Raw genomic sequence first — 24859 nt, 5'->3', positions numbered from 1 at the left:
CAGCGCCGATACCGCAACGTCACCCGCTCCGGGTTCCGTGCCGGTGACAGTAGGCGGCATGCCGCGGGCCACCCCCGCGACATGCCGCCGGGCCGCAGCCGAGCCCCTATTGGGCTATGCCGGGCGGACGGCGCCCCGGACGGCACGTGTCACCTGCCTCCCGGGGCGGGGCGGGTCAGAGCCCCGGCCGTGAAGCCTCAGCCCTTGACCGTGAAGTCCGCCCGCAGCAGATCGGCGTCGCTCGACGAGGGACCTACGAGGAGCTCGAAAGCGCCCGGTTCGACGATCCGCCTGCCCTCGGCGTCCACGAGGCTGCAGTCGGCGACCGGCAGTTCGATGACGACGTCCCGGGACTCGCCGGGGGCCAGCGACACCTGGCGATATGCCTTGAGCTCCTTCTCCGCCCAGGTCACGGAGGTCACCGTGTCGCTCACATACGCCTGTACGGTCTCCAGCACGGGACGCTCACCCGTGTTGTGTACGGTGACGCGCGCCCGCAGCGTGTCACCCGCGCCGAGGACGTCGGTGAGCACCTCCAGATCCCTGTACGCGACCGTCGTGTAGCTGAGGCCCTCGCCGAAGACGAACGCCGGACGCTGCGTCAGGTCGGCGTAGCGCGTGCCGTGCTGGCCGCGCACCTGGTTGTAGTACGTCGGCTGCTGCCCCGCGTGCCGGGCGAAGGAGACGGGCAGCCGCCCGGACGGCTCGACGATTCCGAGCGCGAGTTCGGCGACGGCCCGGCCGCCGCACATGCCCGGGTTGAAGGCGTGCACGATCGCCGAGGCGCGGTGGGCGGACGGTGGCAGCACGAGCGGCTTGGAGCTGATGACGACCACGACGAGCGGCTTGCCCGTCGCGGCGAGCGCGTCGAGCAGTGCGACCTGGCCGCCGATCAGCTCCAGGGTCGCCGTGGAGCGGCCCTCGCCGACGAGTTCGATGCGGTCACCCACGACCGCGACGACGTAGTCGGCCGCCTCCGCCGCGGCGACCGCCTCGGCGATCATGGTCTCGGACGGCTCCGCGGGGACGACGATCTCCGGCCGCGGTTGCCCGTCGGGGAAGAAGGCGCCCTCGGGGTCCGGGCCCACGGTGAGGATGTCGGCGCCCCGGGCGTGCGTGACGGTCCAGCCGTCCGGCACGTGCTCGCGGAACCCGTCCAGCACGGTGCGGATCATGGCGCGCGGATGCCCGTCGGGCAGCCAGTCCGCCTGCCCGGAGGAGCCCGCCCAGTCGCCGAGCTGGGTCTGCGCGTCGTCGGCGTTGGGCCCGATGACGGCGACGGTCCGCGGCGTGGTTCCGGCACCCGCGACCGCGCGGCCGTCCAGGCCGGCCCCGAACCCGCCGGCCATCGGCAGCGTGCCGTCGTTGGTCAGCAACACCAGCGAGCGGCGGGCCGCTTCGAGGTTCAGCCCGGTGTGGTCCGCGCTGCCGATGACCGCGGCCTGGCGCTCGCGGTCGGGGTGTCGCGGGTTCTCGAACAGGCCCAGCTCGAACTTGAGGTTGAGGATGCGCCCGACCGCCGCGTCGATCTCCGCCTCGTCGAGCGTGCCGTTGGCCACTGCCTCCTGCGCCCCCTCGAAGAAGGCAGGTGTAGTCATCACCATGTCGTTGCCCGCGCGGACCGCGGCGGCGGCCGCCTGCGTGTGGTCGGCGTAGACGTGCTGCTCCCACACCATGCGGCCGACGTTGTCCCAGTCGGTCACCAGCGTTCCGGTGTAGCCCCACTCGCCGCGCAGCACCTCGTTCAGCAGCCAGTTGTTGACCGTGACCGGCACGCCGTCCATGGACTGGTAGCCGAGCATGAACGTCCGGCAGCCCTCGCGGGCGACCCGCTCGAAGGGCGGCAGGAACCACGAGCGCAACTTGCGCCGCGAGATGTCGGCCTCACTGGCGTCCCGGCCGCCCTGGGTCTCGGAGTACCCCGCGAAGTGCTTGGCACAGGCGAGGATCGCGGTCGGGTCGTCCAGCCCGTCTCCCTGGTAGCCGCGCACCATCGCCGACGCGAGCTCGCCGATGAGGAAGGGATCCTCCCCGAACGTTTCGCTCACGCGGCCCCAGCGCAGGTCCCGGGTGATGCACAGGACCGGCGAGAACGTCCAGTGGACCCCGGTCGCGGCCACCTCGACGGCGGTTGCCCGGGCGATGCGCTCCACGAGTTCCGGGTCCCAGGTCGCCGCCATGCCGAGCTGGGTGGGGTAGATCGTGGCCCCCTCCCAGAACGAGTGACCGTGGATGCAGTCCTCCGCGACGAGCAGCGGGATGCGCAGCCGGGTGCGCTCGGTGAGCGCGGCTGCCTCCAGTACCCGGTCGGGGGACGCATGCAGGATCGATCCCGCATGCATCTCCTCCACGAGGTGCCGCACCCCGTCCTTCGCGTTCAGTTGGAGCATCTGGCCGACCTTCTCCGGCAGCGTCATGCGGCCGACCAGGTCGGCGACGCGCTCCGAAACGGGCAGCGCGGGGTCGAGATAGGGCAGGGAGGAGCCCACAGGAGTTCCTTTCACAACGTCGGCGACGTTCTGGGGACCACCGTACGCCGAATCCCGACCGGGTGGTAAGTATGTGGGTGTGCGACCGTACGCAGGGGAGCCGTCCGACATGACCTGGGAGAGTGGCGAGTGACGGGTGAGGCGCGTCGTGGTTACGCGAAGGGCCGGGCCAAGCGTGTGGAGATCCTCGACCAGGCCATGGCCATGTTCGGCGAGGTCGGATACCGGGGCGCCTCGCTGCGCGTGATCGCGACCCGCTGCGGCATCTCGCATCCGGGCCTGCTGCACCACTTCCCCACCAAGGGTTCACTGCTGCTCGCGGTTCTCGAACACCGTGACGAGGTGGACGGCCAGTGGCTCTCCGTCGGCGGCCCCACGGGCGTGGACCGCCTGCGCCGGCTGATCGACCTCGCGGCGCTGAACGCCGAACGGCGGGGAATCGTCGAGCTGTTCACCGTACTCGCCGCCGAGGCCACCTCCGCGGACCACCCGGCTCACGCCTACTTCGTCGAGCGCTACCGTGACTCGGTCATGACCACCGCCGTCTCCTACGAGGAAGCCCGCGAGGCAGGGGCGCTTCGGGACGGGATCGTCCCCGACGAGGCGGCCCAGCAGTTGCTCGCGCTCATGGACGGACTCCAGACGCAATGGCTGCTCAGCGGCTGCGTGACGGACATGGCGGGCGTGCTGCGTGCCCATGTGCAGGCGCAGTTGACCGTACGGATCTGAGTGGCGGCGGCCCCGCGGGGTGGGTTCGCGGGGCGGCTCGGGTACGCGCAGTGCCTCTTTCCCTCATGGCGGGCACGCTGTGCTGTGCCCGGACCCTTTACGACTTTGTCATGTGCCGGTAACTTTCCGTCTGCAAGAGATTGCAGCAACATTCCGGCTGGAATTTCGGACGGAACGCACCACCATCGCCAGTGCCTTGAGGCGCGTCAGGGTTTCCGGCGGGACGGCGCAGGTCCCCGACCCCTGCGTCCTGGACGTCACGGCTCCGCCATCGCCGTGGCCCTTCCCTGGAGACACCGATGAGACGCACCCCTCACAGGCTGCTCGGACGCCCCCTGGCGGCAGCCACGGCCGCGGCCGCAGTGCTCGGCCTGCTCACCGCGCTGCCCGGCACCCCCGATCTCGACGCGAAACCCGTCGCCGCCGCCGAGACTTCCACGACGGTCTTCTACTACACGAAGACGAAGAACTGGACGGCGTACAACCTGCATTACGCTCCGGACGGCGGTTCCTGGACCCCGGTGCCCGGCGTGGCGATGGAGGCAGCCTGCACCGACTGGGTCAAGAAGACCGTGCCGCTCGGGACCGCGCAGGGGCTGCAGGCGACCTTCAACAACGGCTCGGGTGTCTGGGACAACAACGCCGGAAACAACTACGACCTGGGCAGCGGGAACATCACCGTCAGGGACGGGGTCGTGGCCCACAGCGACCCGTGTGCCGGGACTGATCCCGGCCCGAGTCCGAGCCCCACCGACTCGGGCGCCAACACCGCCTCGGTGTACTACTCGACGGCCACCGTCGGCTGGACGACCACCAATCTGCACTACCAGCCCGCGGGCGGATCGTGGACCGCGGTGCCCGGCGTCGGCATGGAGCCGGCCTGTACCGGCTGGGTGAAGAAGACCGTCGACCTCGGTGCGGCCACCTCGATGCAGGCCGTGTTCAACAACGGCAACGGGGTCTGGGACAACAACAACGGCGGCAACTACACGATCCCCGCGGGTGTCAGCACCGTGAAGGACCGCACGGTCGCGAAGGACGCCAAGGACCCGTGCGTCGCCGAACCCCCGGACACCGAGGCGCCGACCGTGCCCACCGCGGTGACTGCCAAGGCGGACGGGGTGGCCGTCGTCCTCACCTGGGAACCCTCGTCCGACAACCAGAAGGTGACCAAGTACCAGGTCACCCGGACGGGAGGGACCAAGGGCAGCGTCGTGACCGACGTGAGCTCGACGGTGCTCTCCGAGTCGAACCTGGAGGAGAACACCGCCTACACCTACACCGTCAAGGCGGTCGACGCGGCGGGCAACACCTCGGCGGCCTCCTCCGCCGCCAGGACGACGACCGGTCTCAAGCCGCCGACGGCCGCCCAGGGCAAGCCGCTGGGCACCGATCCGCGCAAGGACCCGATCTACTTCGTCCTGACCGCCCGCTTCAACGACGGGGACGCGAGCAACAACCGGGGCGGTAGCCAGGACGTGAAGTCGGGCAACGCCGCCAACAACGACCCCATGTTCCGGGGTGACTTCAAGGGCCTGGTCAACAAGCTCGACTACATCAAGGGGCTCGGCTTCTCGGCCATCTGGATCACCCCGGTCGTCCTGAACCGGTCCGACTACGACTATCACGGCTACCACGGCTACGACTTCTACAAGGTCGACCCCCGCCTGGAGTCCGCCGGGGCCTCGTACCAGGACCTGATCAACGCGGCCCACGCCAAGGGCGTCAAGATCTACCAGGACGCCGTCTACAACCACTCCTCGCGCTGGGGCGCCAAGGGTCTGTTCACCCCGACCGTCTACGGGGTCCGGGACAGTCAGTGGAGCTGGTACTACGACGAGAAGAACGAAGGCTTCGAGTACGACGGACTCACCGTCGACCCCAAGAGCGGCAAGTCGTACTACAACGGCGACCTGTGGTCCACGTCCGAGCCCGCGGGCAGCACCTGTCTCAACTGGGGCAAGCCGACCGGAGCCACCTCGCCCGAGGGCTACAGGATCTACAACTGCCAGTGGCCCAACCCGACGTCGGGGATGTTCCCGAAGGAGTACTACCACAACTGCTGGCTGGGCAACTGGGAGGGCGAGGACTCCCGCTCGTGCTGGCTGCACGAGGACCTGGCCGACTTCAACACCGAGTCAGCACCGGTCCAGAACTACCTGATCGGCGCGTACAACAAGTACATCGACATGGGCGTCGACGGATTCCGCGTCGACACGGCCGTCCACATCCCCCGCACCACCTGGAACCGCCGGTTCCTGCCCGCGATCCAGGAACGGGTGACACAGCAGTTCGGCGCCGAGGCGGCGAAGAACTTCCTGGTCTTCGGCGAGGTCGGCGCCTTCGTCAACGACAAGTGGAACCGCGGATCGGTCAACCACTCCGCACAGTTCTTCACATGGAAGGAACGCAAGGAGTACGACGCCGACGACGCCAAGGCCGCGCTGGAGATGTACACCTACGAGGAGCAGCTCGGTACCGGGTCGCAGCCGACCTCGGACAACGCGTTCCTGAACGGCAACACATACCACGCACCGGACCACAGCGAGTTCTCCGGCATGAACATCATCGACATGCGCATGCACATGAACTTCGGTGATGCCACGAACGCCTACAACAACGGCAAGGACTCCGACGACTCGACGAACGACGCCACGTACAACGTCGTCTACGTCGACAGCCACGACTACGGCCCCAACAAGAGCAGCGAGCGATACGCGGGCGGCACCGACGCCTGGGCCGAGAACATGTCCTTGATGTGGACCTTCCGCGGGATCCCCACCCTCTACTACGGATCGGAGATCGAGTTCCAGGCCGGCAAGAAGATCGACTGCGGCCCGACCTGCCCGCTGGCCACGACCGGGCGGGCCTACTACGGTGACCACCTCGCGGGCAGCGTCACGGCCTCGGACTTCTCCAAGGTCGACTCCGCCACCGGTGAGGTCGCCGGCACGCTGGCCACACCGCTGGTCAAGCACGTCCAACGGCTCAACGAGATCCGCCGGGCCGTGCCCGCCCTGCAGATGGGCCAGTACTCCACCGAGGGCATCACCGGCCAGATGGCGTACAAGCGGCGCTACACCAGCGGTACGACGGACAGCTTCGCGCTCGTCACCGTGACAGGCGGAGCCTCGTACGCCGGGATCCCCAATGGTACGTACAAGGACGCGGTCACCGGCGACACGCGGGTCGTCACCGACGGAAAGCTCACCGTCGCCGCTCCGGGCAAGGGCAACATGCGCGTCTACGTGCTGAACGGCCCGGGCCTGATCGGCACGGCGGGACCGTACCTCAAGTAGCGGTGCGACAGCGGGACCTCTCCCGCGGCGCCGACGCCCCGGCGGACCGGAATTCCCGGCCCGCCGGGGCGCAGGCCTGTGCGGCGCAGCGACTACGAAGCGCCGCCGTCCGACGCGAGCAGGGCCTCCTGGCCGATCATGGCGGTGGAGCCCGGTGCCGTACAGGCGAAGGCGCCGGCCACCGCGCCCAGACGGGCGGATCCGAGAGCGTCCCGGCCGTCGAGCCTTCCGTAGAGGAAACCGGTGACGAACGCGTCGCCCGCGCCGTTGCTGTCCACCACCGGGGCGGGCGGCACGGTCGCCGGGACGTGCTGCGGCTCCGGACCGCCGTCCCGGGTGAGGACGTAGGAGCCCTCCGCGCCCGCGGTGGCGACCACGGTCAGGGCCCGGCCCTCACGCAGGATCTCCCGCATCAGCGTGGGCGTACGGTCACCCGTCGCTGCCGCGCTGAAGAACACGAGGTCGGACCGGAGAGCGAACTCCCGCTGGTGGTCGGCCAGTCCGTCCCAGTCGTGCAGATCGGTGGAGACCGGAACACCGAGTGCCTCGATGTCGTCGTAGAGGAAACGGGTGAAGTTCATGATGGACAGATGGACGTGCCGAGCACGCCGCAGCCGGGGGAGGTAGAAGTCCTGCGGCATCCGCAGGTCCTCCGGATCGCGGGCGTCGTAGAACGACATCCGCCGGCCCGTCGCATCCACCAGGTTCACCGCACGGCGAGTGCCCGCCGCCGAGATCAGCGGATGGAACTCCACGTCACCCTTGGCCATCCGCTCGCGTACCTGCGCACCGGTCCAGTCGTCGCCGATGCAGTCGAGCAGCGCGACCTCCAGCCCCAGGGCGCGGGCGCCGAGAGCCACGTTGCCCCCCGTGTGGCCGGGCCACTCCTCGATCGGGCCGACCATCACCGAGTCGGCGAGCGGGACCGGCAGGGCGTCAACGCGGACGATCGTGTCCACCCCGCTGCCGCCGACCACCAAGACGTCGTATTCCGTTTGTTGTTGGACCACTGTGCCTCCTCTCCGTTCCCGCCGTGATCAGTATGGCCGAGGGGCCGAACCGGCAGGGCCGGACACCCGGATGGTCGAGTTCGCCGGTCCACGACGACCAGGGCCTTTCGTCCGGGTCGGGCCGGGCCGGGGAGCGGGGTCCGGTGCGTGCGGATGCAGGGCGGGGGAGGGAGCCGCTGCGGAGCGTGGGTGGCCGACGGCAACGCCGCAGGTGTGCGGGCCGGGTCCCGCGAGCCCGGCGTGATCCGGACGAGAGGCCCCAGGCCGGGCAGCAAGGGAACTCGCCGAGGCATTGCGGGACGATCACGTGGGGCGAGCCGTGCGCACGGATGCCGGCGGGTCCTGGCGGCCGCTCTCTGCGCGCGTCCGAGAGGCCCGCTGGATATGCTCGATCAGGGGCCGACGACCTGACACATGGAGGCGCCCATGCTGCCGTTGCCCGAACCGCGCGACTTCCCGCCGCGCATCGCGACCGGCGCGTTCATCCTCAATTCCGGCCTGGGCAAGCTCAAGGCGGACGAGGCGACCCAGCAGGGCCTGCACGGCATGGCCTGCACCGCCTACCCGTTCCTCAAGAAGATCGAGCCGGACAGGTTCACCCGGTTGCTGGCCTGGTCCGAGATCGCCGTGGGCAGCAGCCTGCTGATTCCCTTCGTGCCGACCCGGCTCGCAGGGCTCGTCCTCACCGGATTCTCCGGGGGACTGGTCGGCCTGTATCTGCGCATGCCGGGGATGCGTGAGCCCGGCAGCCTGCGCCCGAGCCAGGACGGCGTACCGCTGGCCAAGGACTCCTGGATGCTCGGCCTCGGGCTGGGCTTCCTCGGCGCAAGCCCCCGTGGGGCCGGTGCCGCGAGGTGCCGTTGCCACCGCAGGCACCGTAGGTGCGCACACTGACCCACCGGGCCCGGCCCGGCCGCAGGCGTAGGGGTGGTGGCACGGAGGCCGTGCCACCACCCTGACGTCATCCGCGGACCCGGGCCATCAGGAGTGCCACGTCGTCATGGCCCTGGGGGTCGCGGAGCTCGCGCAGAAGGCGGTCGCAGGACGCCTCCAACGACGGCTCCGCATCGTGCAGCAGCCCGAGCAGGGTGGCCAGCCGGCTGTCGATGTCGTCGTCCCGGGTCTCCACGAGCCCGTCCGTGTACAGCACGAGCCGGTCACCGGGCCCGAAAGGGACCGTCACATCGCTGAACGGCACACCGCCGACACCGAGCGGCGCCCCGGGCGGCAGGTCCAGCAGGCGCGGCGCTCCGCCCCTCGGGATGAGCACCGGCGGAAGATGACCCGCGGTACTCACCCGGCAACGGCGGACGGCAGGGTCGTACACGGCGTACACGCAGGTGGCGAAGGGCGGGTCCAGATCCGCGGTGATCTCGTCGAGGTGCCCAAGGACCTCGGCGGGCTGAAGGCCGAGCCTGGACAGGGTCTGGGTGGCGGTGCGCAGCCGCCCCATCGTGGCGGCTGCGCTGATGCCGCTGCCCATCACATCACCCACCACCAGCGCGGTCCGCCCGTGCCGCAGCCCGATGACGTCGAACCAGTCCCCGCCGACCTCGTACCGCGAAGCGGCCGGCTGGTAGCGGGACGCCACCTCCAGACCCACCGGATCGTGGTGGCCGCGCGGCAGCATGCTGCGCTGCAGCGTGAGCGCCGCCTCCCGCTGCTGCCGGTACAGCCTCGCGTTGTCGATGCTGATCGCCGCACGGGCTGCCAGCTCGCACGCCATCAGCTCGTCGTCCTCGGTGAACGGCTGTGGGTTGTCCGTCCGGATGAGGTCGATCGCGCCCAGGACCTCGCCCCGCGCGATCAGTGGCACCGCCAGATAGGAATGCGCACCGGCCTCCGCGAGCAGCGCGGCCGAACGGCTGTCACGGGCGATGCGGGCCAGGATCCCCGCGTCGAGGTAGGGCTCCCGGACCGGTTGAGCGGTCCGCACACAGCGCGTGATCAGCCGGTCGGCGCCGTACTGGGCGGCCTGGCCAGGCGGATCCGCCGCCTCCACGACGGGGTTGGGCCGCGCCGCGACGATGGCCAGGGCCTGGATGAGGAGTGGCCCCTCGGTCAGGCCCGGGCGGCCCTTCAGGACACTGTCGAGGACGTCGACCGCGGCGACATCGGCGAGCTCCGGCACGGTGACCTCCGCCAGTTCCCGGGCCGTCTGCTCCAGATCCAGCGTGGTGCCGATGCGTACCGAGGCATCGGCGATCACCGCCAGCCGATGCCTCGCGTGCTCCGCCTCGGCAGCCGCCCGATAGCGGTCCGTCACGTCGATCAGCGACACGGCGATGCCGAGCACCCGGCCTCCGGAGTCGTCCAGCCGGTACAGCGACACCCTCCAGGCGCGGTCGGTGTCCGGATCTGTCGGGGTCCGGCCCACCACCTCGTGCGACACCTGCGGCACACCGCTTCCGAGGACCTCGTGCATCGCCGCCACGATGGTGTCGGAGTCCAGGAAGGGCAGGGCCTCGCCCAAGCGGCGGCCCAAGTGGTCGGCGGCGCTCATCCCGCCCATCCGCTCCAGTGCGGGATTGGCGGCCAGATAACGCAGGTCGCCGTCCAGGACCGCCAGGCCGATGGGTGACTGGTCGACCAGGCGCACGGACAGCGCGAGGTCGCGTTCGACTCCACGCAGAGTCGCCCCGTCGGCGGCCAGCCCCAGTGCGTAGAAGTCGCCGTGGTCGTCCTGCAGCCGCATGTTGCGGAACTCCAGCAGCCGGGAGGTGCCGTTCTTGTGCCGCACGGGAAAGACGCCCGCCCACGCCTCCCCGCTGCGCATCACCTCGGTGAACAGCCTCAGCACCAGCTCGAAGTGTTCCTCGTCCACCAGGACCCGGGCGGCGAACCGGCCCAGGGCCTCGCCGGGCGCGTACCCGAGCAGCTGCTCGGCCTGCGGACTCCAGAGCACGATGCGCCCTTCGGTGTCCAGTACCATCGCCGCCACCCCGAGGATGTCCAGCAGGCCCCCTTCGGGGGAACGGTGCACGCCTTCCAGACGTGCACCGTCCCACCCGGTCCGCATGTCATCAGTGCCGCCCACGGACGATCCTTTCCATGCAGTCACCGCGCCCGGACGCAGGCCCGCTGTCTCCCATGTTCGCCCCGGAGCCACCACCCCCGCAGCTTCGAGGCCCGGGAGCAGGCGCCACAGGGGTTTCGAAAGCTCTGGGGCGGTCACCCGCACCGTACGGAGCCGATCGGACGAAAAACGACCGTCAGGAGAGTGAGACCCATGGAGAACTGGCGCACGAACGCGGCCTGCCGCGATGAGGACCCCGACCTGTTCTTCCCCATCGGGAGCACCGGCCCCGCCCTGGTGCAGGCCGAGGACGCGAAGGCCGTGTGCCGCGGCTGCCCCGTCCGGAAGGAGTGCCTGCGGTGGGCCCTGGAGAACAGCCAGGACGCCGGCGTGTGGGGCGGTCTCGACGAGACCGAGCGACGCGCGCTGAAGCGCCGTTCGCGCAGGCAGGCCAAGGACCCCCGATAGCGACGAGGGCATCGTCACAGGGGCTGCTGCCGCCCTCGCCCGGTGATTCTCCGGCCGACGGGTACACGATGAAGCATGGACACCACGGTATGGATCGTCATCGGCGCGGCTCTCGTGCTGCTCACCGCAGGCGTTGCCGGCGTCCTCCTGGTGCGGGTCCTGCGCGCCAGGAAGCTGCTGGCCGACGCCGGGATCCCGTTGCGCGACAAGGCGCTGTTCTGGGCCGCTGTGGTCTACACGGTGTCGCCCGTGGACCTGCTGCCGGACCCTGTCTACCTGGATGACATCGGCTTCCTGCTGCTGGCCCTGCGGTCCCTGCACGCCGCCGCACGAGCGGCCGGAGTGGGCAGGCGTGCGGAGCGGCCGGTGGAGGACGGAAGCCTCGTGCCGTAGGGCCGTACGCACCGCGGGCGGGAGAGCGATGTCCGCATTCCGGCGTCCGCGCCGTCGAGGGTAACCGGACACGTCAAGCTCGTTGACAGCCGAGCCGGTACACGTCACTCTCCTGGGAGAGCGCTCTCCCACCCAGTTCCGGGACACCTGTCCCGCACTCTTCCGCCAGGAGAGAATGTGTACGGAGCCAGCGCAGCCCTGCCCTCGAGACCGCGTCCGGGCACGCTGCTGATCACCCTTCTCGCCCTACTCGCCTCATCGCTCGTGATGCTCACCGCACCCTCCGCCCGAGCCGCCGAGTCCCTCCTCTCGCAGGGCAGAGCCGCAACGGACTCCTCGCACGAAGGGCCCGGCCTGACCGCCTCCGCCGCCGTGGACGGAGATCTGAGCGGTACCCGATGGGCCAGCGAATGGCGCGATCCGCAGTGGATCCAGGTGGACCTGGGCGCCCCCGCGGACCTCAGCAGGGTCGTACTCACCTGGGAATCCGCCTACGGCAAGGCATACGAGATCCAGGCATCGGACAACGGAACCGACTGGCGGACCCTCAAGACCGTGACCGACGGCAACGGTGGCACGGACGAGCTCGCCGTCTCCGGGTCCGGCCGGTACGTCCGTATGTACGGCACCGCCCGCGCCGGCGGATACGGCTACTCCCTCTGGGAGTTCCAGGTCTACGGCACCACCGGCCTGCCGCCGGCCGCCGGAGGCGCCGTCCGGGTCACGGGTGCGCAGGGGAACTGGCAGCTGACCGTCGACGGAAAGCCGTACCAGGTAAAGGGCCTCACCTGGGGACCCTCCGTCGCCGACGCGGGCCGCTACCTGCCCGACCTGAAGTCGATGGGCGTCAACACCATCCGCACCTGGGGGACCGACGCCTCCTCGAAGCCGCTGCTCGATGCCGCCGCGGCCAACGGCATCCGGGTCGTCAGCGGCTTCTGGCTCCAGCCGGGCGGCGGCCCGGGCAGCGGAGGCTGCGTCGACTACGTTACCGACGAGGCCTACAAATCGGCCTCCCTCGCCGAGTTCGCCAAGTGGGTCGACACCTACAGAAACCACCCCGGCGTACTCATGTGGAACGTCGGCAACGAGTCGGTCCTCGGGCTGCAGAACTGCTACAGCGGTGACGCACTGGAACAGCAGCGCAACGCCTACACCACCTTCGTCAACGACGTGGCGAAGAAGATCCACACGATCGACCCCGACCACCCCGTGACCTCGACCGACGCCTGGACGGGCGCCTGGCCGTACTACCGGCGCAACGCCCCGGACCTGGACCTGTACTCGGTCAACGCCTACGGCGACATCTGCGGGGTACGCGCCGCCTGGGAGGCCGGCGGCTACACCAAGCCCTACATCGTCACCGAGGGCGGCCCGGCCGGTGAGTGGGAGGTCCCCGACGACGCCAACGGAGTCCCGGACGAGCCCACCGACGTTCAGAAGGCCGACGGGTACACCAAGGCCTGGAACTGCGTCACCTCGCACCAAGGCGTCGCCCTGGGCGCCACCCTCTTCCACTACGGCACGGAGCACGACTTCGGCGGCATCTGGTTCAACGTGGTGCCCGACGGCAAGAAGCGGCTCTCGTACTACGCGCTGAAGAAGGCGTACGCCGGTTCCACGGCCGGGGACAACACCCCGCCCGTCATCACCGGCATGACGGTCCAGCACGCCAACGGGGCTCCGGCAGGAGCGGAGTTCACCGTAGGTGCCGACATCCGCGACCCGGACGACGACCCGTTGACCTACCGGATCTTCCTGAGCGGGAACTACGCCACCGGTGACAAGGCTCTGGTCGAGGCCGTCTGGCGGTCCACGGGCAACGGCACCTTCGCCGTGAAGGCGCCGGAGCGGCTCGGGGTGTGGAAGGTGTACATCCAGGCCGAGGACGGACACGGCAACGCCGGCATCGAGACCAAGTCCGTGAAGGTCGTGGTGCCCCCGGTCAACGGCACCAACCTGGCCCTCGGCCGGCCGGCCACCGCCACGTCCGCACAGACCGGCAGCAGCGGCTGCCCCTGCACCGCCGCCATGGCGACCGACGGCAGGATGGACACCCGCTGGGCCAGCGACTGGAGCGACCCGCAGTCGATCCAGGTCGACCTGGGCGAACGGAAGTCCATCCGCCACCTCCAGCTGGTGTGGGACCCGGCCTACGCCAAGGCGTACGAGGTACTGGTGTCGGACGACGGCAGCAATTGGCGGTCCGTCCACACCACCACCAGCGGCAACGGTGACGCCGACGACCTGGACCTCGCGCAGACCGCCCGTTACGTGAAGCTCAACCTCACGCAACGGGGCACCGGTTGGGGCTACTCCCTCTGGGAGTTCGGCATCTACGGCTGAGAGACGGGCGGCGCCGGTGAGGTCAGGAGTGCCCCTCACCGGCGCCGCCCGGCGCGGGCGTGTCGTTGGCGGGGCGCGGGTGGGGGAGCGGCGAAGGTGAGGGCATGAACGTCGCAGACATGCTGACCGATGGATACGCCCGCATCAAGGAGACGGTGCACGCGGCCGTCGAGGGCCTCGAACCCGACGACCTCAACGCCCGACTCGACGACGGGGCGAATTCGATCGCCTGGCTGGTGTGGCATCTGACCCGCGTCCAGGACGACCACATCGCGGATGCTGCGGGGACCGAGCAGGTCTGGTTCACGGAGGACTGGGCCGGCCGCTTCGACCTGCCGGTCGCCAAGCACGCCACCGGCTACGGACACAGCAGCAAGCAGGTCGGCGCGGTACAGGTCGGCTCTGCCGAGCTGCTGCTCGGCTACCACGACGCGGTGCACGCACGGTCGGCCGCATTCATCCGGGGCCTCGACACCGAGGCGCTCGACCGCATCGTCGACGAGGCCTGGTCGCCGCCCGTCACTCTGGGCGTACGCCTGATCAGCGTCCTGTCGGACGACCTTCAGCATGCCGGGCAGGCGGCCTTCGTCCGGGGATGCCTGGAGCGACGCTAAGGGCTGCCCCGGCGGGCCCGCCAAGAGCGTCAGCATCCTTCCGGGGCTGCCCCGTCATCCCCCGGGAGCGAGAAGCTCCGGTTGCCCGGCTGAGAGGACGGACGGCTTCCGGGTGCGGGCGAAGTGTCCCGGACCGGTGCCCACGACCCGCTTGAAGTGGCGTGTCAGATGGGACTGGTCGTAGAACCCGACGGCGCTCGCCACGTCCGACGCCGGAAGCCCCTGGAGGAGCAGCCCGCGTGCGAGATCCACGCGGCGGCCCGTCAGGTACTGGTGCGGCGCCATGCCGAACTCCCGGCTGAAGGCCCGCACCAGGTGTGCGTGATGGGCGTGGAGCCGAAGCGCCGCCTCCTGGAGGGTGATCCCTTCCACGAACCGTTCGTCGAGCAGCTCCCGCAGCCGGTGTGCGACCCTGCGGTCACGGGCATGCCGTACGGGCTCCGGGCGGCTGCGCAGATGCCGGTCGAGGCGTTCGGCGACGAGAGCGAGGCGGCTCGCCGCTTCCAGCTCGTCGCCCGGCCCGGCGAGCGTCGTGTGCAGGCGGTCGATCCCCCGGCGCAGAGCCGGATCGCGGACGACGGGCCGGTCCACCGCCATGCCGATGAGTTCCTCGTCGACCTGGGCGACGTCGAGGTACAGGACACGCTTGCGGAACCCCGCGGCCGTGGCGGCGCCGCCGTTGTGCGGGACGTGCGGGGGCAGCAGCGTCACCACGTCGGTGAGCACTCCGTGCTCGTGCCGGTCCAGGTCGTAGCGGACCATGCCCTCGTCCACGATGAGCAGCGTCCAGGCATCATGCGTGTGCATCGGGTAGATGTGGTCGGTGAAGCGGGCGTGGAAGACCTCGTCGATTCCCGCCACCGACGGACGCCACGCGGTGATGTCCGGACGTGCAGCCATGGGCCGATCGTACGCCCGGCCCCGCGCCCCGGGCCGCGTGGCCGGCCGTGCAAAGTTCGTACAAGACGAGGCGGCGCACGGCCCGGCAGGCTCGGTCCCATGACAGATGAACTCGCCCCCGTCCGCTTCGACACCAAGATCGCCGTGCTGCTCCGGGACGACCTGGAGACCTGGCAGCGCCTCAACGTGACGGCCTTCCTGGTCAGCGGGCTCGGCACGGCCGCGCCCGAGGTGGTCGGCGAGCCGTACGCCGACGCCGACGACACCCCGTACCTGCCGATGTTCCGTCAGCCGGTGATGGTCTTCGAAGGGCCGAAGGAGCTGCTGACGACCGCGCACACCCGGGCTGTCGGCCGTGGCGTGACCCTGTCGGTGTTCACCTCCGACCTGTTCGCGACGGGCAACGACCGGGACAACCGGGCCGCGGTCCGTGCGGTGCGGCGGGACGGCATGGACCTGGTCGGGATGGCGGTGTACGGACCGCGCAACGCCGTGGACAAGATCCTCAAGGGTGCGTCGATGCATCCCTGAGAGCGGCTGCCGCGTGCCGCGGGAACGCCTGGCGGCCGCGGGTCACACGGTGCGTTCGACGAGATACGGCAGCAGCAGGAGGAGGTCCGCGCGAGGCTCGGCGGCCAGGGTGACACTGCCCAGACAGGCGCGGGCACGCTCCAGATGCCGGTCCGCCTCCGCCAGGGCAGCGGAGCGGCCGCCGGCCTCCTCGATCAGCCCCGCTGCCCGCCGGGCCGTACGGTCGTCCAGCGGTTCGCCGGTACGCAGCAACGCGCCGAGTCGCAGAGAGGCCGGGCCGCCTGCGGCGAGTGCGGTGAGGACGGGGTACGTCTTCTTCCGGCGCCGCAGATCGCTGTGGACCGGCTTGCCCGTGATCTCCGGGTCGCCCCAGATCCCGAGCACGTCGTCCACTGCCTGGAACGCCACACCGAGGTGCCGCCCCGCTGCTGTGAGGGCATCGGTCTCCGAGCGGCCGGCGCCGCCCAGTACAGCGCCCAGACCGGCGGCGCAGCCCAGCAGGGCGCCCGTCTTCTGTTCGGCCATCACCCGGTACTCGTGCGGCTGCACGGCGTCGGGCCCGGTCCAGGGCCGCGTCTCGAAGAGCAGGTCGTCCGCCTGGCCGCGGACCAGCTCGTCGAGCGTCCCGGCCAGCAGCCGGACCGCCTGGCCGCAGGCGTTGCCGGGGGCTCCGGCCAGTGTCTGGACGGCGAGCGCGAAGAGTGCGTCCCCCGCCAGGACCGCCGGCCCGGTTCCGTAGGCCTTCCAGGCGGTGGCCCGCTGCCTGCGGGTCTCGTCGCCGTCCATGATGTCGTCGTGGAGCAGGGAGAACGTGTGGATCAGTTCGACGGCGACCGCCCCGAGGACCGCGCTCTCCGCCTTGCCACCGACGGCCTCCGCGCCGAGCAGGGCCAGGGTCTGCCGAATCCCCTTGCCCTGCGCACCGGGGGCCGCCCGCCCGTCGGACCCGTCCCAGCCGAGGGAGAATGCGGTGATCTCTGCATGCCACGGATGCATCTGCCGGACCGCCTGCCCGAGTGCCGGACGGACGAGTTCGCGACAACGGGCGAGTATCCGGGGTGCGTCCGTCCGCTGGGCCACGGGAGGCGTCATCGGCGACCGCCCACCGGGGCGGCAGCGCGCTCGGCCGCAGCGATGTCGTCGGCCGGAGGCAAGCCGTCGGCCGGTGTCACGCCGAGTTCCGCGTACGCCTTGTCGACCATGTCACGGGCGTTGAGCAGTCCGATCCGGTCCAGCGTGCGACGAAGTTCGTCCAGGTCCGCGGCGGTCCGCGCACGGTCACGGCCGAGCCGGGCGAGTGACTTCACCAGTCCGAGACGGGCCAGCGCCTCGCCCCGCGGCTCCGTCATCGCGCGGAACTCCGCCAGCGCCCCCTCGTAGACCGTCCGCGCCTCCTCGTACCGCCGGGCGCGGTAGAGCACATTGGCGCGCATCTTGTGGTTGTACGCGAGAGCGCTCGACAACTTCATCGCACGGCAGGACAGTTCGGCCTCGGCCAGCAGGGCGAGGGCGCGCTCCGGGTCGTTGTCCCGTACGGAGATGATGTCGGCCATGCCGCGCAGCGCCCAGGCACGCCCGCGCCGGTCGTCCGCGTCCCCGGCGAGCCGGGCCGCCTCCTCGAACATCTCCAGGGCGGTGTCGAACGACCCGGTGTTCCGGTGGATCTGGGCGATGCCCTCCAGGGCCCAGACGGTGTGGCGGGCCTCGCCGCGGGCACGCGCCTCGGTGAGGAGCTGCTCGTGCAGCGCGGCGACGGTCCGGTAGTCGCCCTGGATGCGCCCGGTCTCCGCGAGGCCGGCCAGGGAGTAGCCGCGTGCGACCACGTCTCCGCCCGCCTTCCCCAGGTCCGCGGCCAGCCGCAACAGGCGGAAGGCGAGCCGCAGTCCGCCGCGCTGGCGCGCGAGCGTCCCCCCGCTCCACAGTGCCCAGGCCATGGCTCCCGTGTCACCGGCCGATCGGGCTGCCCGGTAGCTCGCCTTCCAGGCCCGGTCCGCCTCCTGGACGTGACCCAGCCGGCGGTGGGCCTCGGCCACCGCGAGTCCGGCCCGGGCCACGTCCTGGGGGGAGCCGACGAGCTCGGCCTCCTTCAAGTGCCTTTCACCCTCGGCCAGTACGTCCGCGATGGATGCGTTGACGGACAACTTGGTGAGGGGGCCCTGGTATTCGGGCGCCAGCGCTTTGCTGTGCATGGGAGCCTTTCGCGCGGGCAGGGCGCCCCCGGCGACATCTATACCCTTGGTGTATACATCGAAGGTATAGATGTGCGGTGGTCTGACCCCTGCGCTCGTGGGGGGTCGGTCGTGTGCGGCGTGCCGCCTTGTTGTGGATCAAGACGGCGAACACGCCCCGAGGGTTGCTCGGCGAGCAGGGAAACCGTGCGGAAGCGTGTGCGGACCGCGCGAGCCGGCAGCCGGTGGGATGCGCGGCGAGTCAGGCGGGCCGGGCTGCCAGGTGCCCGGTGAACCACACCCGGGCCAGCTCGGCGACCTCGTCCAGGGCGCCCGGCTCCTCGAAGAGGTGCGTGGCATGGGCGACGACGTCGAGCCGGTTCTCGCAGCGCAGTTGGGCCTGGGCCTGCCGGTTCAGCTCCAGGACCCGGGTGTCGTCGCCGCCCACGATGAGCAGCGTCGGGGCCCGGACGTCGCCGAGACAGTCACCGGCGAGGTCCGGCCTGCCGCCCCGGGAAACGACGGCACCGATCCCCGCACCGCGCTCCGTGCCGACGGACGCGGCGGCCCGCAGTGCAGCCGCGGCCCCGGTGCTCGCCCCGAACACGCCGACGGGGGCCCGCGTTCGGCGCTGCACCCAGGCGGTGGCGTCCACGAGCCGCCCGGCCAGGGTCGCTATGTCGAAGACATTGGCACGGTCGGACTCCTCGCCGGGGGTGAGCAGGTCGAAGAGCAAGGTGCCGAGGCCCGCCCGGTTCAGCGCCGTTGCCACCGACCGGTTGCGCGGGCTGTGCCGGCTGCTGCCGGAGCCATGGGCGAACACGACGAGTGCCCCGGCGTCCCCGGGCTCGGTGAGAGTGCCCGGCAGAACCACGCCGCCCGCCTCCACCGCCACCTCGACCGTGGCAGGGGACGTGTCCCGGGCCGCGGCCCGGGCCAGCAGCGAGACGACTTCCTCGTCCGGGGTCTGGCCGAAGTCCCGGTACCACTCGCCCACGGCGGAGAAGCCGTGCGGTGTCGACAGACAGACCATCTCGTCGACCAGACCGCCCAGCCGTTCGGCGGCGTCCGGAGGTGCCACCGGGACCGCCAGCACCACGCGCGCCGCACCCTGGGCGCGGGCAACCTCGCATGCGGCCAGAGCCGTCGCGCCGGTCGCGATCCCGTCGTCGACGACGATGACCGTGCGCCCCGCCAGCGGGATCCGCGGCCGGTCGCCCCGGAACGCCCGAGCACGCCGCGACAGCTCGGCCTCCTCGGCCCGCTCGACCGCGGCGACGTCCGCCTCCGACACCCGGCCGCGGCGCACGATGTCCTCGCTGATGACGCGTACACCGCCCTCGCCTATGGCGCCGAAGCCGAGTTCCGGGTGGTACGGAACGCCGAGCTTGCGCACCACGATCACATCGAGGGCCGCCCCGAGCTCCCGGGCGACACGGAAGGCCACCGGTACGCCGCCACGCGGCAGTCCCAGCACCACGGGATCACTCGTCGCCAGCGGGCGGAGGGCCAGGGCCAGCCGACGTCCCGCGTCGGCGCGGTCGGCGAACAGCACAGGGGTTCACCCCCGGATCACGGAAGCGGGCGGCAGCCCGGACACCTACTTCGAATCAACACCGTGCCCCGCCGGCCCGCAACCGCCGGGGGCCGCCCCGTCGCCGTGAACCGAGCCGGGGCGACACGAGGGGGAGCCCGGTAGGGCGCGCCGGCCGCGCCTTCCGGGCGGTCGGGCCAGGCACAACAGGGGGGCAGCGGGGAGTTCCGGGCGCGGCAGGGGCGGCGGTGAGTTCCCCGCACGGCCGGCGGCGCGGTGAGCCGAGGAGTGCGGCGCGGTGACGGGCGTCGTCCGTGGTGCGGGGCCACCATCCGACACCACGCGACGAGCCACAGGTGCTGAAGCCGGAGGTGCCCGGAGTCGTATGGCGCCTCAGGCCCGGTCCCGGACCGGATCCTGCTCGTGGTGCGGCGAGTGGTCGTGCCGGGGGAGCAGGAACGGGGTGATCAGCATGAGAAGACCGGCGACCGCGATCGCGGTGCGGGGGCCGGTGATCCCGGCCAGCGCTCCCCACAGCCCGGTCAGGGTCGCCACGGTCGCCTTGCTGGTGACGGACCACGCCGACAGGGTGCGGGCGATCCTGTCCGTAGCTGTTCGCTCGAGCCGGTAGGTGGCGAACACCGGGTTGAACACGCCCATGCAGGTGATCAGCCCGAACTCGACTGCGATGACCAGCACGAGCCCGGCCACGCCGGGCCGGACGAACACCAGCCCCAGGGACCAGCACGCCCGCAGTGTCCCGGCCGTGAGCATGACCCTGTGCCGTCCGAACCGAGAGACGAGCCGGCGGGCGAGCCGTGCGCCGACGAGGCCGCCGACGCAGGGCACGCCGAAGGCGAGGCCGTACTGCCACGGGGCGAACCCCAGATCGCCGAGCATGAGGACGGCGAGCAGCGGAGAGGTCGCCATGATCAGTCCGCTGACCAGGACCGTGTTGAAGAACAGGGGGCGCAGGGTCGGATGGGCCAGGATGTACCGCCACCCCTGGAGCAGGTCGGCCGGGCGGACCCGCGTCCTGCCCGTACTCGTCACAGGACGCGGCTCGCTGCCGCCGATCGCACTGAGTCCTGCGGCTGAGAGCAGATAGCTGACCGCATCGGCCACCACCGTCATCACCGGTCCGAACAGTCCGACCGCCGCGGTGCCGGCCGGCGGACCGAGCACGGTGGCGGTCCAGGTCGTGGACTCGAACCGGCCGTTCGCGACGAGCAGGTCCTCCGGCCGCACCAGCGCCTTCAGATACGCGCCACTGGCCGCACTGAAGGCGATGTCGGCGGCGCCGACGACCACGGACACCACGAGGAGCTGGACGAAGCCGAGCAGATCGAGCGCGTACGCCACCGGGATGCTCATCAGTGCCACGAAACGCGTCAGGTCCATCGCGACCATCACCGGTCGCTTGCGCCGAAACTCCACCCACGGCCCGAGCGGCACCGCCACCACGGCCCCCACCGCGAGCCCCGTGGCTGCCAGCACCGATACCTGGGCAGGACCGGCGTGCAGCGCGAGGATCGCGATCAGAGCGAACGCGTCGAATGCGAACCGCGTGCCGAACGTGCTGATCGCATAAGCCGCCCACAGCCAGCCGAACTCTCGGCCCAAAGGTCTCCTGACCACCATGCCCGACACGCCCCCGGAGTCTCACCTGAACAAACCGACGTTGACCGGTGAGAGCTAAGCGAGCAGGAGTGCGGCAGGTCAAACAACCCATCTGCCGATGTTCTACAACCATGTGTTGTGCTCTAGCGTGGTCCGGCATGGATCTCGAAGCCGTACGTACTTTCGTCGCCGTGGCGGACGCGGGCCAGTTCCGGGAAGCCGCCGCCGATCTGGCGGTCACCCAGCAGGCCGTCTCCAAGCGCATCGCCGTACTGGAGAAGAACCTCGGGGTGCGGCTGTTCACCCGTACGGCGCGCGGAGCCGAGCTCACCTTCGACGGGCAGGCGTTCCTGCTCCAGGCGCGCGAACTGCTGCGCGTCGCCGATCGCGCGGTCGCATCGGTGCGCCCCGGCCGCCGTCCGCTGCGAGTAGACGTCATCGCGTCGCGCGGCGCGCAGGCGGGCCTGATGCGTGACTTCCACCGCGCGCACCCCGAGATCGAGCTCGACGTGCTGATGGTGTTCGACATCGAAGCCGCCGTCACCGCCATCCGGGCCGGTTCGATCGACGCGACCTTCCGGGCCGTGGGAGCGCCCGGCCGGCCGCTGCCGGAGGGCCTCGACTCCGTCCGGGTACTCGACGAGCCGCTCCAGCTCCTCACGGGGCCCGCCCACGCGCTGGCGGGTGCCAGGTCAGTGCCTCTCGCCCAACTCGTCGGACACCGGATCTGGATGCCCGGCATCGTCCCCGGTACCGAGTGGGCCGCCTACTACGACGATCTCGTTGCCGAGTTCGGCCTCACCATCGAAGCGACCGGTCCCAACTTCGGCTCCGACGCGCTTCTCGACACCGTCGCCGACACCCCGGCCCTCGCCACCTTCATGGGTGAGCACACCCGCCTCATCTGGCCCGTGGGCCATGGCCTGCGCCGCATCCCGGTGACCGGTCCCACGCCCGTCTACCCGCACTCGCTGATCTGGCGCCGTGACAACCCGCACCCCGGGCTCACCGCACTCCGGGCCTTCCTCGGCTCCACACGGTCAGGCCGTTCCGATGGCGGTACCTGGACCCCCACATGGACGCGGCAGTGAGCACGGCCCGTCCTCGGTGAGCTGTCCGCGGTTCACCGTGCGCCCGAGCGCGCGACGCGGAATCCCGTGTCGTCGATCCGGAACGTCGGGTGACTGCGCCGGCGCACCGAGGCCCGGCAGCTCCAGCGCTCGTCGAACCAGCCACCACCGCGCAGTACCCGGTAGGTGCCGTACACCTCGGCGTCGTACACGTCCCAGCACCACTCCCACACGTTGCCCAGCGTGTCGTAAAGGCCCCAGGTGTTGGGCTGCCGGCCGCCCACCTCGTGCGGCCGCTCCTTCGAGTTGCCGCGATGCCAGGCGATGTCGTCGAGCGGCCCGTACCGTGCCTCCGTCGTGCCGGCCCGGCAGGCGTGCTCCCACTCGGCCTCGCTCGGCAGCCGATACCCGTCGGCTGCCGTGTCCCACTCGACCCGAGCGGCGTCGTCGTGGAGCAGGTAGGCAGGAGTCAGGCCCTCGCGCACGGAAAGGGCGTTGCAGAAGTGCACGGCGTCCAGCCAGGAAACCCCCTCCACGGGAAGCAGACCGCCCTGCGAGGTGCTCGGCCGCTCTCCCGTCACCTGCGCGTACTGCGCCTGGGTGACCGGGAACACCGCGAGCCGGTACGGGGCGAGATCGACCGCCCAGCTGTGCTGCGTACGACGGTCGGACAGGGTCACGCGTCCCGGCGGGACGTCGACCATGGTGATTGCGGTGCTGGTGTCCATAGGGCGGTGATCCTACCAATCACGCGTCCTGCGGATTGAGCGTGAACCGGGTCAACCACCCGCATTTCGCAGGGCTTTGACGGGCCCGGACTCAGCCTGCGGCGGCCTCACGGCTGATCTGCTCGAACCGGGCTCCCATGGCCGCGGCCAGAGCCTGCGCGGCCGAGAGGGGGCGGACCATGACCATCAGGTCGTCGATCTCGCCCGCCTCGTTCATGTGCAGGAAGTCGCAGCCGTTGATCTCCCGGTCGCCCACCTTCGCGACGAAGACGAGTGCGTGATCGCGGCCGTCCTCGCTCGTCATCTCCCGGACGTAACGAAGGTCCGTGAAGACCTCGGAGACCGCGCGCAGGATCGCTGCGGTGAGCGGGCGGCCGGGATAGGGCTTGAACGCCACAGGGCTGGTGAAGACGACATCCTCCGCCAGGAGTGCCTCGACCGCGTCGAGGTCGTGCGCCTCGACGGCTTTACGGAAAGGGTGCATCCCACGCTCCATAGTCAATAAGTTGAATAGGTGTGAAAGAGATTAATCACATCGGTGTTAGCGTGTCCAGATGTCTCTCAAGTACGCGGTCCTGGCGGCGCTGCTGGAGGGCGAGGCCTCCGGTTACGACCTCGCCAAGATCTTCGACGTCTCGGTGGCGAACTTCTGGTCCGCGACCCCGCAACAGCTCTACCGCGAACTGGAGCGGTTGGCGGAGAGCGGTCTGATCGACGCCCGGGTCGTCGAACAGCAGCGCAGGCCGAACAAGCGCGTGTTCACCCTGACGGGAGCGGGCCGCGGAGCGCTGGCCGGGTTCACCGCCGGAGCGCCCCGCCCCACGGCCATCCGTGACGAGCTCCTGGTCATGACCCAGGCCGTGGACGACGGCGACAGGGAGGCGGTCCGCGCCTCCGTCGAGGAGCGCATGGCATGGGCGCGCGCGAAGCTCGCCCGTTACGAACGGCTGCGGGAGCGCATGCTGGACGGCCGTGACGAGGACACCTTCGTACGGGATACGGACCGCATCGGCCCGTATCTGACACTGATGCGCGGGCGGTCCTTCGAGGAGGAGAACATTCGCTGGGGGCAGAGGGTCCTTCAAATCCTGGAGGACCGCGCGGAATCGGCTCCCGTTCGCGACGAGTCCGCCGCAGGCGGACGAGCCGGCTGACTCGCGGGCGGCGGGGATCCCGACCGTCGGGCAGGGGCCGTGTCATACCCCTGGGCTAGGTTTTCCCCATGACTGATTTCGTACTGGTGGCGGGCGCGTGGCTCGGGGCACCGGCCTGGGACGACGTGGTGCCCGGCCTGCGAGCGGCAGGACACGGCGCGTACCCCTTGACCTTGTCGGGTGTGGGCGAGAAGCAGGACAGACCGGCCGGCCGGCAGACCCATGTGGCCGACATCGTCGACGAGGTGGATCGCCTCGGTCTGCGTGACGTCGTTCTGGTCGGACACAGCTACGCGGGCATTCCCGTCGGACAGGCGGCCGAGCGCATCGGTGACCGGCTGGCCCGCGTGGTCTTCGTGGACGCCAGCGTTCCGGCCGACGGCGAGTCGTTCGTCTCCGCCTGGTGGCAGGGCCCGGCGGCGCTGGAGGCCGAGATCGCGGGGAACGGCGGCTCATGGGCCCCGCCGGCTGCGTCGGACTTCGAAGGACAGGGCCTCACCGACGAGCAGACCGCACGGATCGTGAGCGGCGCCACGCCGCACCCGGGCGCCTCGCTGAGGGACCCCGCGGTGCTGACCGGCCCGCTCGGCGAGCTTCCGGCGACGTACATCAAGTGCCTTCTCGACGGCCCCGAACCGACCGATGACGTCGCCGCGTTGCTGACCGGTGAGCGGTGGGAGCTGATCACCATGGACACGGGCCACTGGCCGATGTTCTCCCGGCCGGAGGAGCTGGTCGGGATCCTGAACCGCACAGCGACGCTCTGACCTGCCCTCGGCCCGGCACGCCC

21 protein-coding genes are annotated in these 24859 nt (G+C 70.7%); 11 read left to right on the top strand and 10 right to left on the bottom strand.

The window, feature by feature from the left end:
* Positions 1-197: 197 nt before the first annotated feature.
* On the bottom strand, positions 198-2489 hold the full coding sequence (locus tag OG538_RS01640) for a glycoside hydrolase family 3 N-terminal domain-containing protein (RefSeq protein ID WP_406089371.1): 2292 nt from the start codon (positions 2487-2489) through the stop codon (positions 198-200).
* Positions 2490-2618: 129 nt separating this feature from the next.
* On the opposite strand from OG538_RS01640, the gene OG538_RS01635 reads away from it, so the two are divergent.
* Together OG538_RS01635 and OG538_RS01630 are read left to right on the top strand one after the other, a co-directional pair.
* Positions 2619-3218, top strand: a complete 600-nt coding sequence (locus OG538_RS01635) for a TetR/AcrR family transcriptional regulator (protein ID WP_406089369.1) — start codon at positions 2619-2621, stop codon at positions 3216-3218.
* 299 nt (positions 3219-3517) lie between these two features.
* The gene (locus OG538_RS01630) at positions 3518-6517 is read left to right on the top strand and encodes a carbohydrate binding domain-containing protein (protein ID WP_406089367.1); all 3000 of its coding nucleotides are present in this window, start codon (positions 3518-3520) and stop codon (positions 6515-6517) included.
* A 92-nt stretch (positions 6518-6609) separates the two neighbouring features.
* On the opposite strand, the gene OG538_RS01625 is transcribed toward OG538_RS01630, so the two are convergent.
* Positions 6610-7497 carry a carbohydrate kinase family protein gene (locus tag OG538_RS01625; protein ID WP_406099943.1) on the bottom strand — a complete coding sequence of 296 codons (888 nt, stop codon included), beginning with the start codon at positions 7495-7497 and terminating at the stop codon, positions 6610-6612.
* A gap of 456 nt (positions 7498-7953) precedes the next feature.
* On the opposite strand from OG538_RS01625, the gene OG538_RS01620 reads away from it, so the two are divergent.
* Positions 7954-8421 (top strand): hypothetical protein, encoded by a 468-nt coding sequence (locus OG538_RS01620; protein ID WP_406089365.1) that lies wholly within the window; start codon positions 7954-7956, stop codon positions 8419-8421.
* 67 nt (positions 8422-8488) lie between these two features.
* Here OG538_RS01620 and OG538_RS01615 read toward each other — a convergent pair whose 3' ends face one another.
* Positions 8489-10546 carry a SpoIIE family protein phosphatase gene (locus OG538_RS01615; protein WP_406099942.1) on the bottom strand — a complete coding sequence of 686 codons (2058 nt, stop codon included), beginning with the start codon at positions 10544-10546 and terminating at the stop codon, positions 8489-8491.
* Positions 10547-10756: 210 nt separating this feature from the next.
* On the opposite strand from OG538_RS01615, the gene OG538_RS01610 reads away from it, so the two are divergent.
* The 4 genes from OG538_RS01610 to OG538_RS01595 all read left to right on the top strand — a co-directional run bounded on the left by OG538_RS01610 (position 10757) and on the right by OG538_RS01595 (position 14364).
* On the top strand, positions 10757-11011 hold the full coding sequence (locus OG538_RS01610) for a WhiB family transcriptional regulator (protein ID WP_406089363.1): 255 nt from the start codon (positions 10757-10759) through the stop codon (positions 11009-11011).
* Between the two features lie 75 nt (positions 11012-11086).
* Positions 11087-11404, top strand: a complete 318-nt coding sequence (locus OG538_RS01605) for a YkvA family protein (RefSeq protein ID WP_406089361.1) — start codon at positions 11087-11089, stop codon at positions 11402-11404.
* Between the two features lie 267 nt (positions 11405-11671).
* On the top strand, positions 11672-13750 hold the full coding sequence (locus tag OG538_RS01600; RefSeq protein WP_406099940.1) for a discoidin domain-containing protein: 2079 nt from the start codon (positions 11672-11674) through the stop codon (positions 13748-13750).
* Positions 13751-13854: 104 nt separating this feature from the next.
* On the top strand, positions 13855-14364 hold the full coding sequence (locus tag OG538_RS01595) for a DUF664 domain-containing protein (protein WP_406089359.1): 510 nt from the start codon (positions 13855-13857) through the stop codon (positions 14362-14364).
* A gap of 54 nt (positions 14365-14418) precedes the next feature.
* Here OG538_RS01595 and OG538_RS01590 read toward each other — a convergent pair whose 3' ends face one another.
* Positions 14419-15264 carry an AraC family ligand binding domain-containing protein gene (locus OG538_RS01590; RefSeq protein ID WP_406089357.1) on the bottom strand — a complete coding sequence of 282 codons (846 nt, stop codon included), beginning with the start codon at positions 15262-15264 and terminating at the stop codon, positions 14419-14421.
* A 99-nt stretch (positions 15265-15363) separates the two neighbouring features.
* On the opposite strand from OG538_RS01590, the gene OG538_RS01585 reads away from it, so the two are divergent.
* Positions 15364-15795 carry a DUF2000 family protein gene (locus OG538_RS01585; RefSeq protein WP_406089355.1) on the top strand — a complete coding sequence of 144 codons (432 nt, stop codon included), beginning with the start codon at positions 15364-15366 and terminating at the stop codon, positions 15793-15795.
* A 42-nt stretch (positions 15796-15837) separates the two neighbouring features.
* On the opposite strand, the gene OG538_RS01580 is transcribed toward OG538_RS01585, so the two are convergent.
* The 4 genes from OG538_RS01580 to OG538_RS01565 all read right to left on the bottom strand — a co-directional run bounded on the left by OG538_RS01580 (position 15838) and on the right by OG538_RS01565 (position 21138).
* Positions 15838-16887, bottom strand: a complete 1050-nt coding sequence (locus tag OG538_RS01580) for a polyprenyl synthetase family protein (RefSeq protein WP_406089353.1) — start codon at positions 16885-16887, stop codon at positions 15838-15840.
* Positions 16884-17984 (bottom strand): tetratricopeptide repeat protein, encoded by a 1101-nt coding sequence (locus tag OG538_RS01575; RefSeq protein WP_406089351.1) that lies wholly within the window; start codon positions 17982-17984, stop codon positions 16884-16886. The genes OG538_RS01580 and OG538_RS01575 overlap by 4 nt, the downstream gene beginning before the upstream one ends.
* A gap of 241 nt (positions 17985-18225) precedes the next feature.
* Positions 18226-19518: a phosphoribosyltransferase family protein gene (locus tag OG538_RS01570; protein WP_406089349.1), complete on the bottom strand. Its 1293-nt coding sequence runs from the start codon at positions 19516-19518 to the stop codon at positions 18226-18228.
* A gap of 372 nt (positions 19519-19890) precedes the next feature.
* Positions 19891-21138, bottom strand: coding sequence for an MFS transporter (locus tag OG538_RS01565; RefSeq protein WP_406089347.1), 1248 nt, complete (start codon positions 21136-21138; stop codon positions 19891-19893).
* Between the two features lie 137 nt (positions 21139-21275).
* On the opposite strand from OG538_RS01565, the gene OG538_RS01560 reads away from it, so the two are divergent.
* Positions 21276-22208 (top strand): LysR family transcriptional regulator, encoded by a 933-nt coding sequence (locus tag OG538_RS01560; RefSeq protein ID WP_406089345.1) that lies wholly within the window; start codon positions 21276-21278, stop codon positions 22206-22208.
* A gap of 32 nt (positions 22209-22240) precedes the next feature.
* On the opposite strand, the gene OG538_RS01555 is transcribed toward OG538_RS01560, so the two are convergent.
* The gene (locus OG538_RS01555) at positions 22241-22915 is read right to left on the bottom strand and encodes a formylglycine-generating enzyme family protein (protein WP_406089343.1); all 675 of its coding nucleotides are present in this window, start codon (positions 22913-22915) and stop codon (positions 22241-22243) included.
* Positions 22916-23006: 91 nt separating this feature from the next.
* Positions 23007-23399 (bottom strand): nuclear transport factor 2 family protein, encoded by a 393-nt coding sequence (locus tag OG538_RS01550; RefSeq protein WP_406089341.1) that lies wholly within the window; start codon positions 23397-23399, stop codon positions 23007-23009.
* A 70-nt stretch (positions 23400-23469) separates the two neighbouring features.
* Here OG538_RS01550 and OG538_RS01545 point away from each other — a divergent pair, with 70 nt between their 5' ends.
* Positions 23470-24069 carry a PadR family transcriptional regulator gene (locus OG538_RS01545; protein ID WP_406089339.1) on the top strand — a complete coding sequence of 200 codons (600 nt, stop codon included), beginning with the start codon at positions 23470-23472 and terminating at the stop codon, positions 24067-24069.
* Positions 24070-24137: 68 nt separating this feature from the next.
* Positions 24138-24836 carry an alpha/beta fold hydrolase gene (locus OG538_RS01540; protein WP_406089337.1) on the top strand — a complete coding sequence of 233 codons (699 nt, stop codon included), beginning with the start codon at positions 24138-24140 and terminating at the stop codon, positions 24834-24836.
* The last annotated feature ends 23 nt before the right edge of the window (positions 24837-24859 follow it).

The organism is Streptomyces sp. NBC_01013 (assembly GCF_045162765.1).
In the GTDB taxonomy this organism is placed as follows: Bacteria; Actinomycetota; Actinomycetes; order Streptomycetales; family Streptomycetaceae; genus Streptomyces.
The sequence above is the reverse complement of the archived record's forward strand: the minus strand, read 5'-3'. Positions and strand labels throughout refer to the sequence as shown.

What these genes read in the sequence shown, in the direction of transcription:
- OG538_RS01545 (WP_406089339.1), top strand. Translation starts at nt 23,470, where the DNA reads ATGTCTCTCAAGTACGCGGTCCTGGCGGCGCTGCTGGAGGGCGAGGCC.
- OG538_RS01600 (WP_406099940.1), top strand. Translation starts at nt 11,672, where the DNA reads ATGCTCACCGCACCCTCCGCCCGAGCCGCCGAGTCCCTCCTCTCGCAG.
- OG538_RS01630 (WP_406089367.1), top strand. Translation starts at nt 3,518, where the DNA reads ATGAGACGCACCCCTCACAGGCTGCTCGGACGCCCCCTGGCGGCAGCC.
- OG538_RS01595 (WP_406089359.1), top strand. Translation starts at nt 13,855, where the DNA reads ATGAACGTCGCAGACATGCTGACCGATGGATACGCCCGCATCAAGGAG.
- OG538_RS01565 (WP_406089347.1), bottom strand. Translation starts at nt 21,138, where the DNA reads ATGGTGGTCAGGAGACCTTTGGGCCGAGAGTTCGGCTGGCTGTGGGCG.
- OG538_RS01610 (WP_406089363.1), top strand. Translation starts at nt 10,757, where the DNA reads ATGGAGAACTGGCGCACGAACGCGGCCTGCCGCGATGAGGACCCCGAC.
- OG538_RS01550 (WP_406089341.1), bottom strand. Translation starts at nt 23,399, where the DNA reads ATGCACCCTTTCCGTAAAGCCGTCGAGGCGCACGACCTCGACGCGGTC.
- OG538_RS01605 (WP_406089361.1), top strand. Translation starts at nt 11,087, where the DNA reads ATGGACACCACGGTATGGATCGTCATCGGCGCGGCTCTCGTGCTGCTC.
- OG538_RS01620 (WP_406089365.1), top strand. Translation starts at nt 7,954, where the DNA reads ATGCTGCCGTTGCCCGAACCGCGCGACTTCCCGCCGCGCATCGCGACC.
- OG538_RS01585 (WP_406089355.1), top strand. Translation starts at nt 15,364, where the DNA reads ATGACAGATGAACTCGCCCCCGTCCGCTTCGACACCAAGATCGCCGTG.
- OG538_RS01590 (WP_406089357.1), bottom strand. Translation starts at nt 15,264, where the DNA reads ATGGCTGCACGTCCGGACATCACCGCGTGGCGTCCGTCGGTGGCGGGA.
- OG538_RS01555 (WP_406089343.1), bottom strand. Translation starts at nt 22,915, where the DNA reads ATGGACACCAGCACCGCAATCACCATGGTCGACGTCCCGCCGGGACGC.
- OG538_RS01560 (WP_406089345.1), top strand. Translation starts at nt 21,276, where the DNA reads ATGGATCTCGAAGCCGTACGTACTTTCGTCGCCGTGGCGGACGCGGGC.
- OG538_RS01580 (WP_406089353.1), bottom strand. Translation starts at nt 16,887, where the DNA reads ATGACGCCTCCCGTGGCCCAGCGGACGGACGCACCCCGGATACTCGCC.
- OG538_RS01575 (WP_406089351.1), bottom strand. Translation starts at nt 17,984, where the DNA reads ATGCACAGCAAAGCGCTGGCGCCCGAATACCAGGGCCCCCTCACCAAG.
- OG538_RS01615 (WP_406099942.1), bottom strand. Translation starts at nt 10,546, where the DNA reads ATGCGGACCGGGTGGGACGGTGCACGTCTGGAAGGCGTGCACCGTTCC.
- OG538_RS01540 (WP_406089337.1), top strand. Translation starts at nt 24,138, where the DNA reads ATGACTGATTTCGTACTGGTGGCGGGCGCGTGGCTCGGGGCACCGGCC.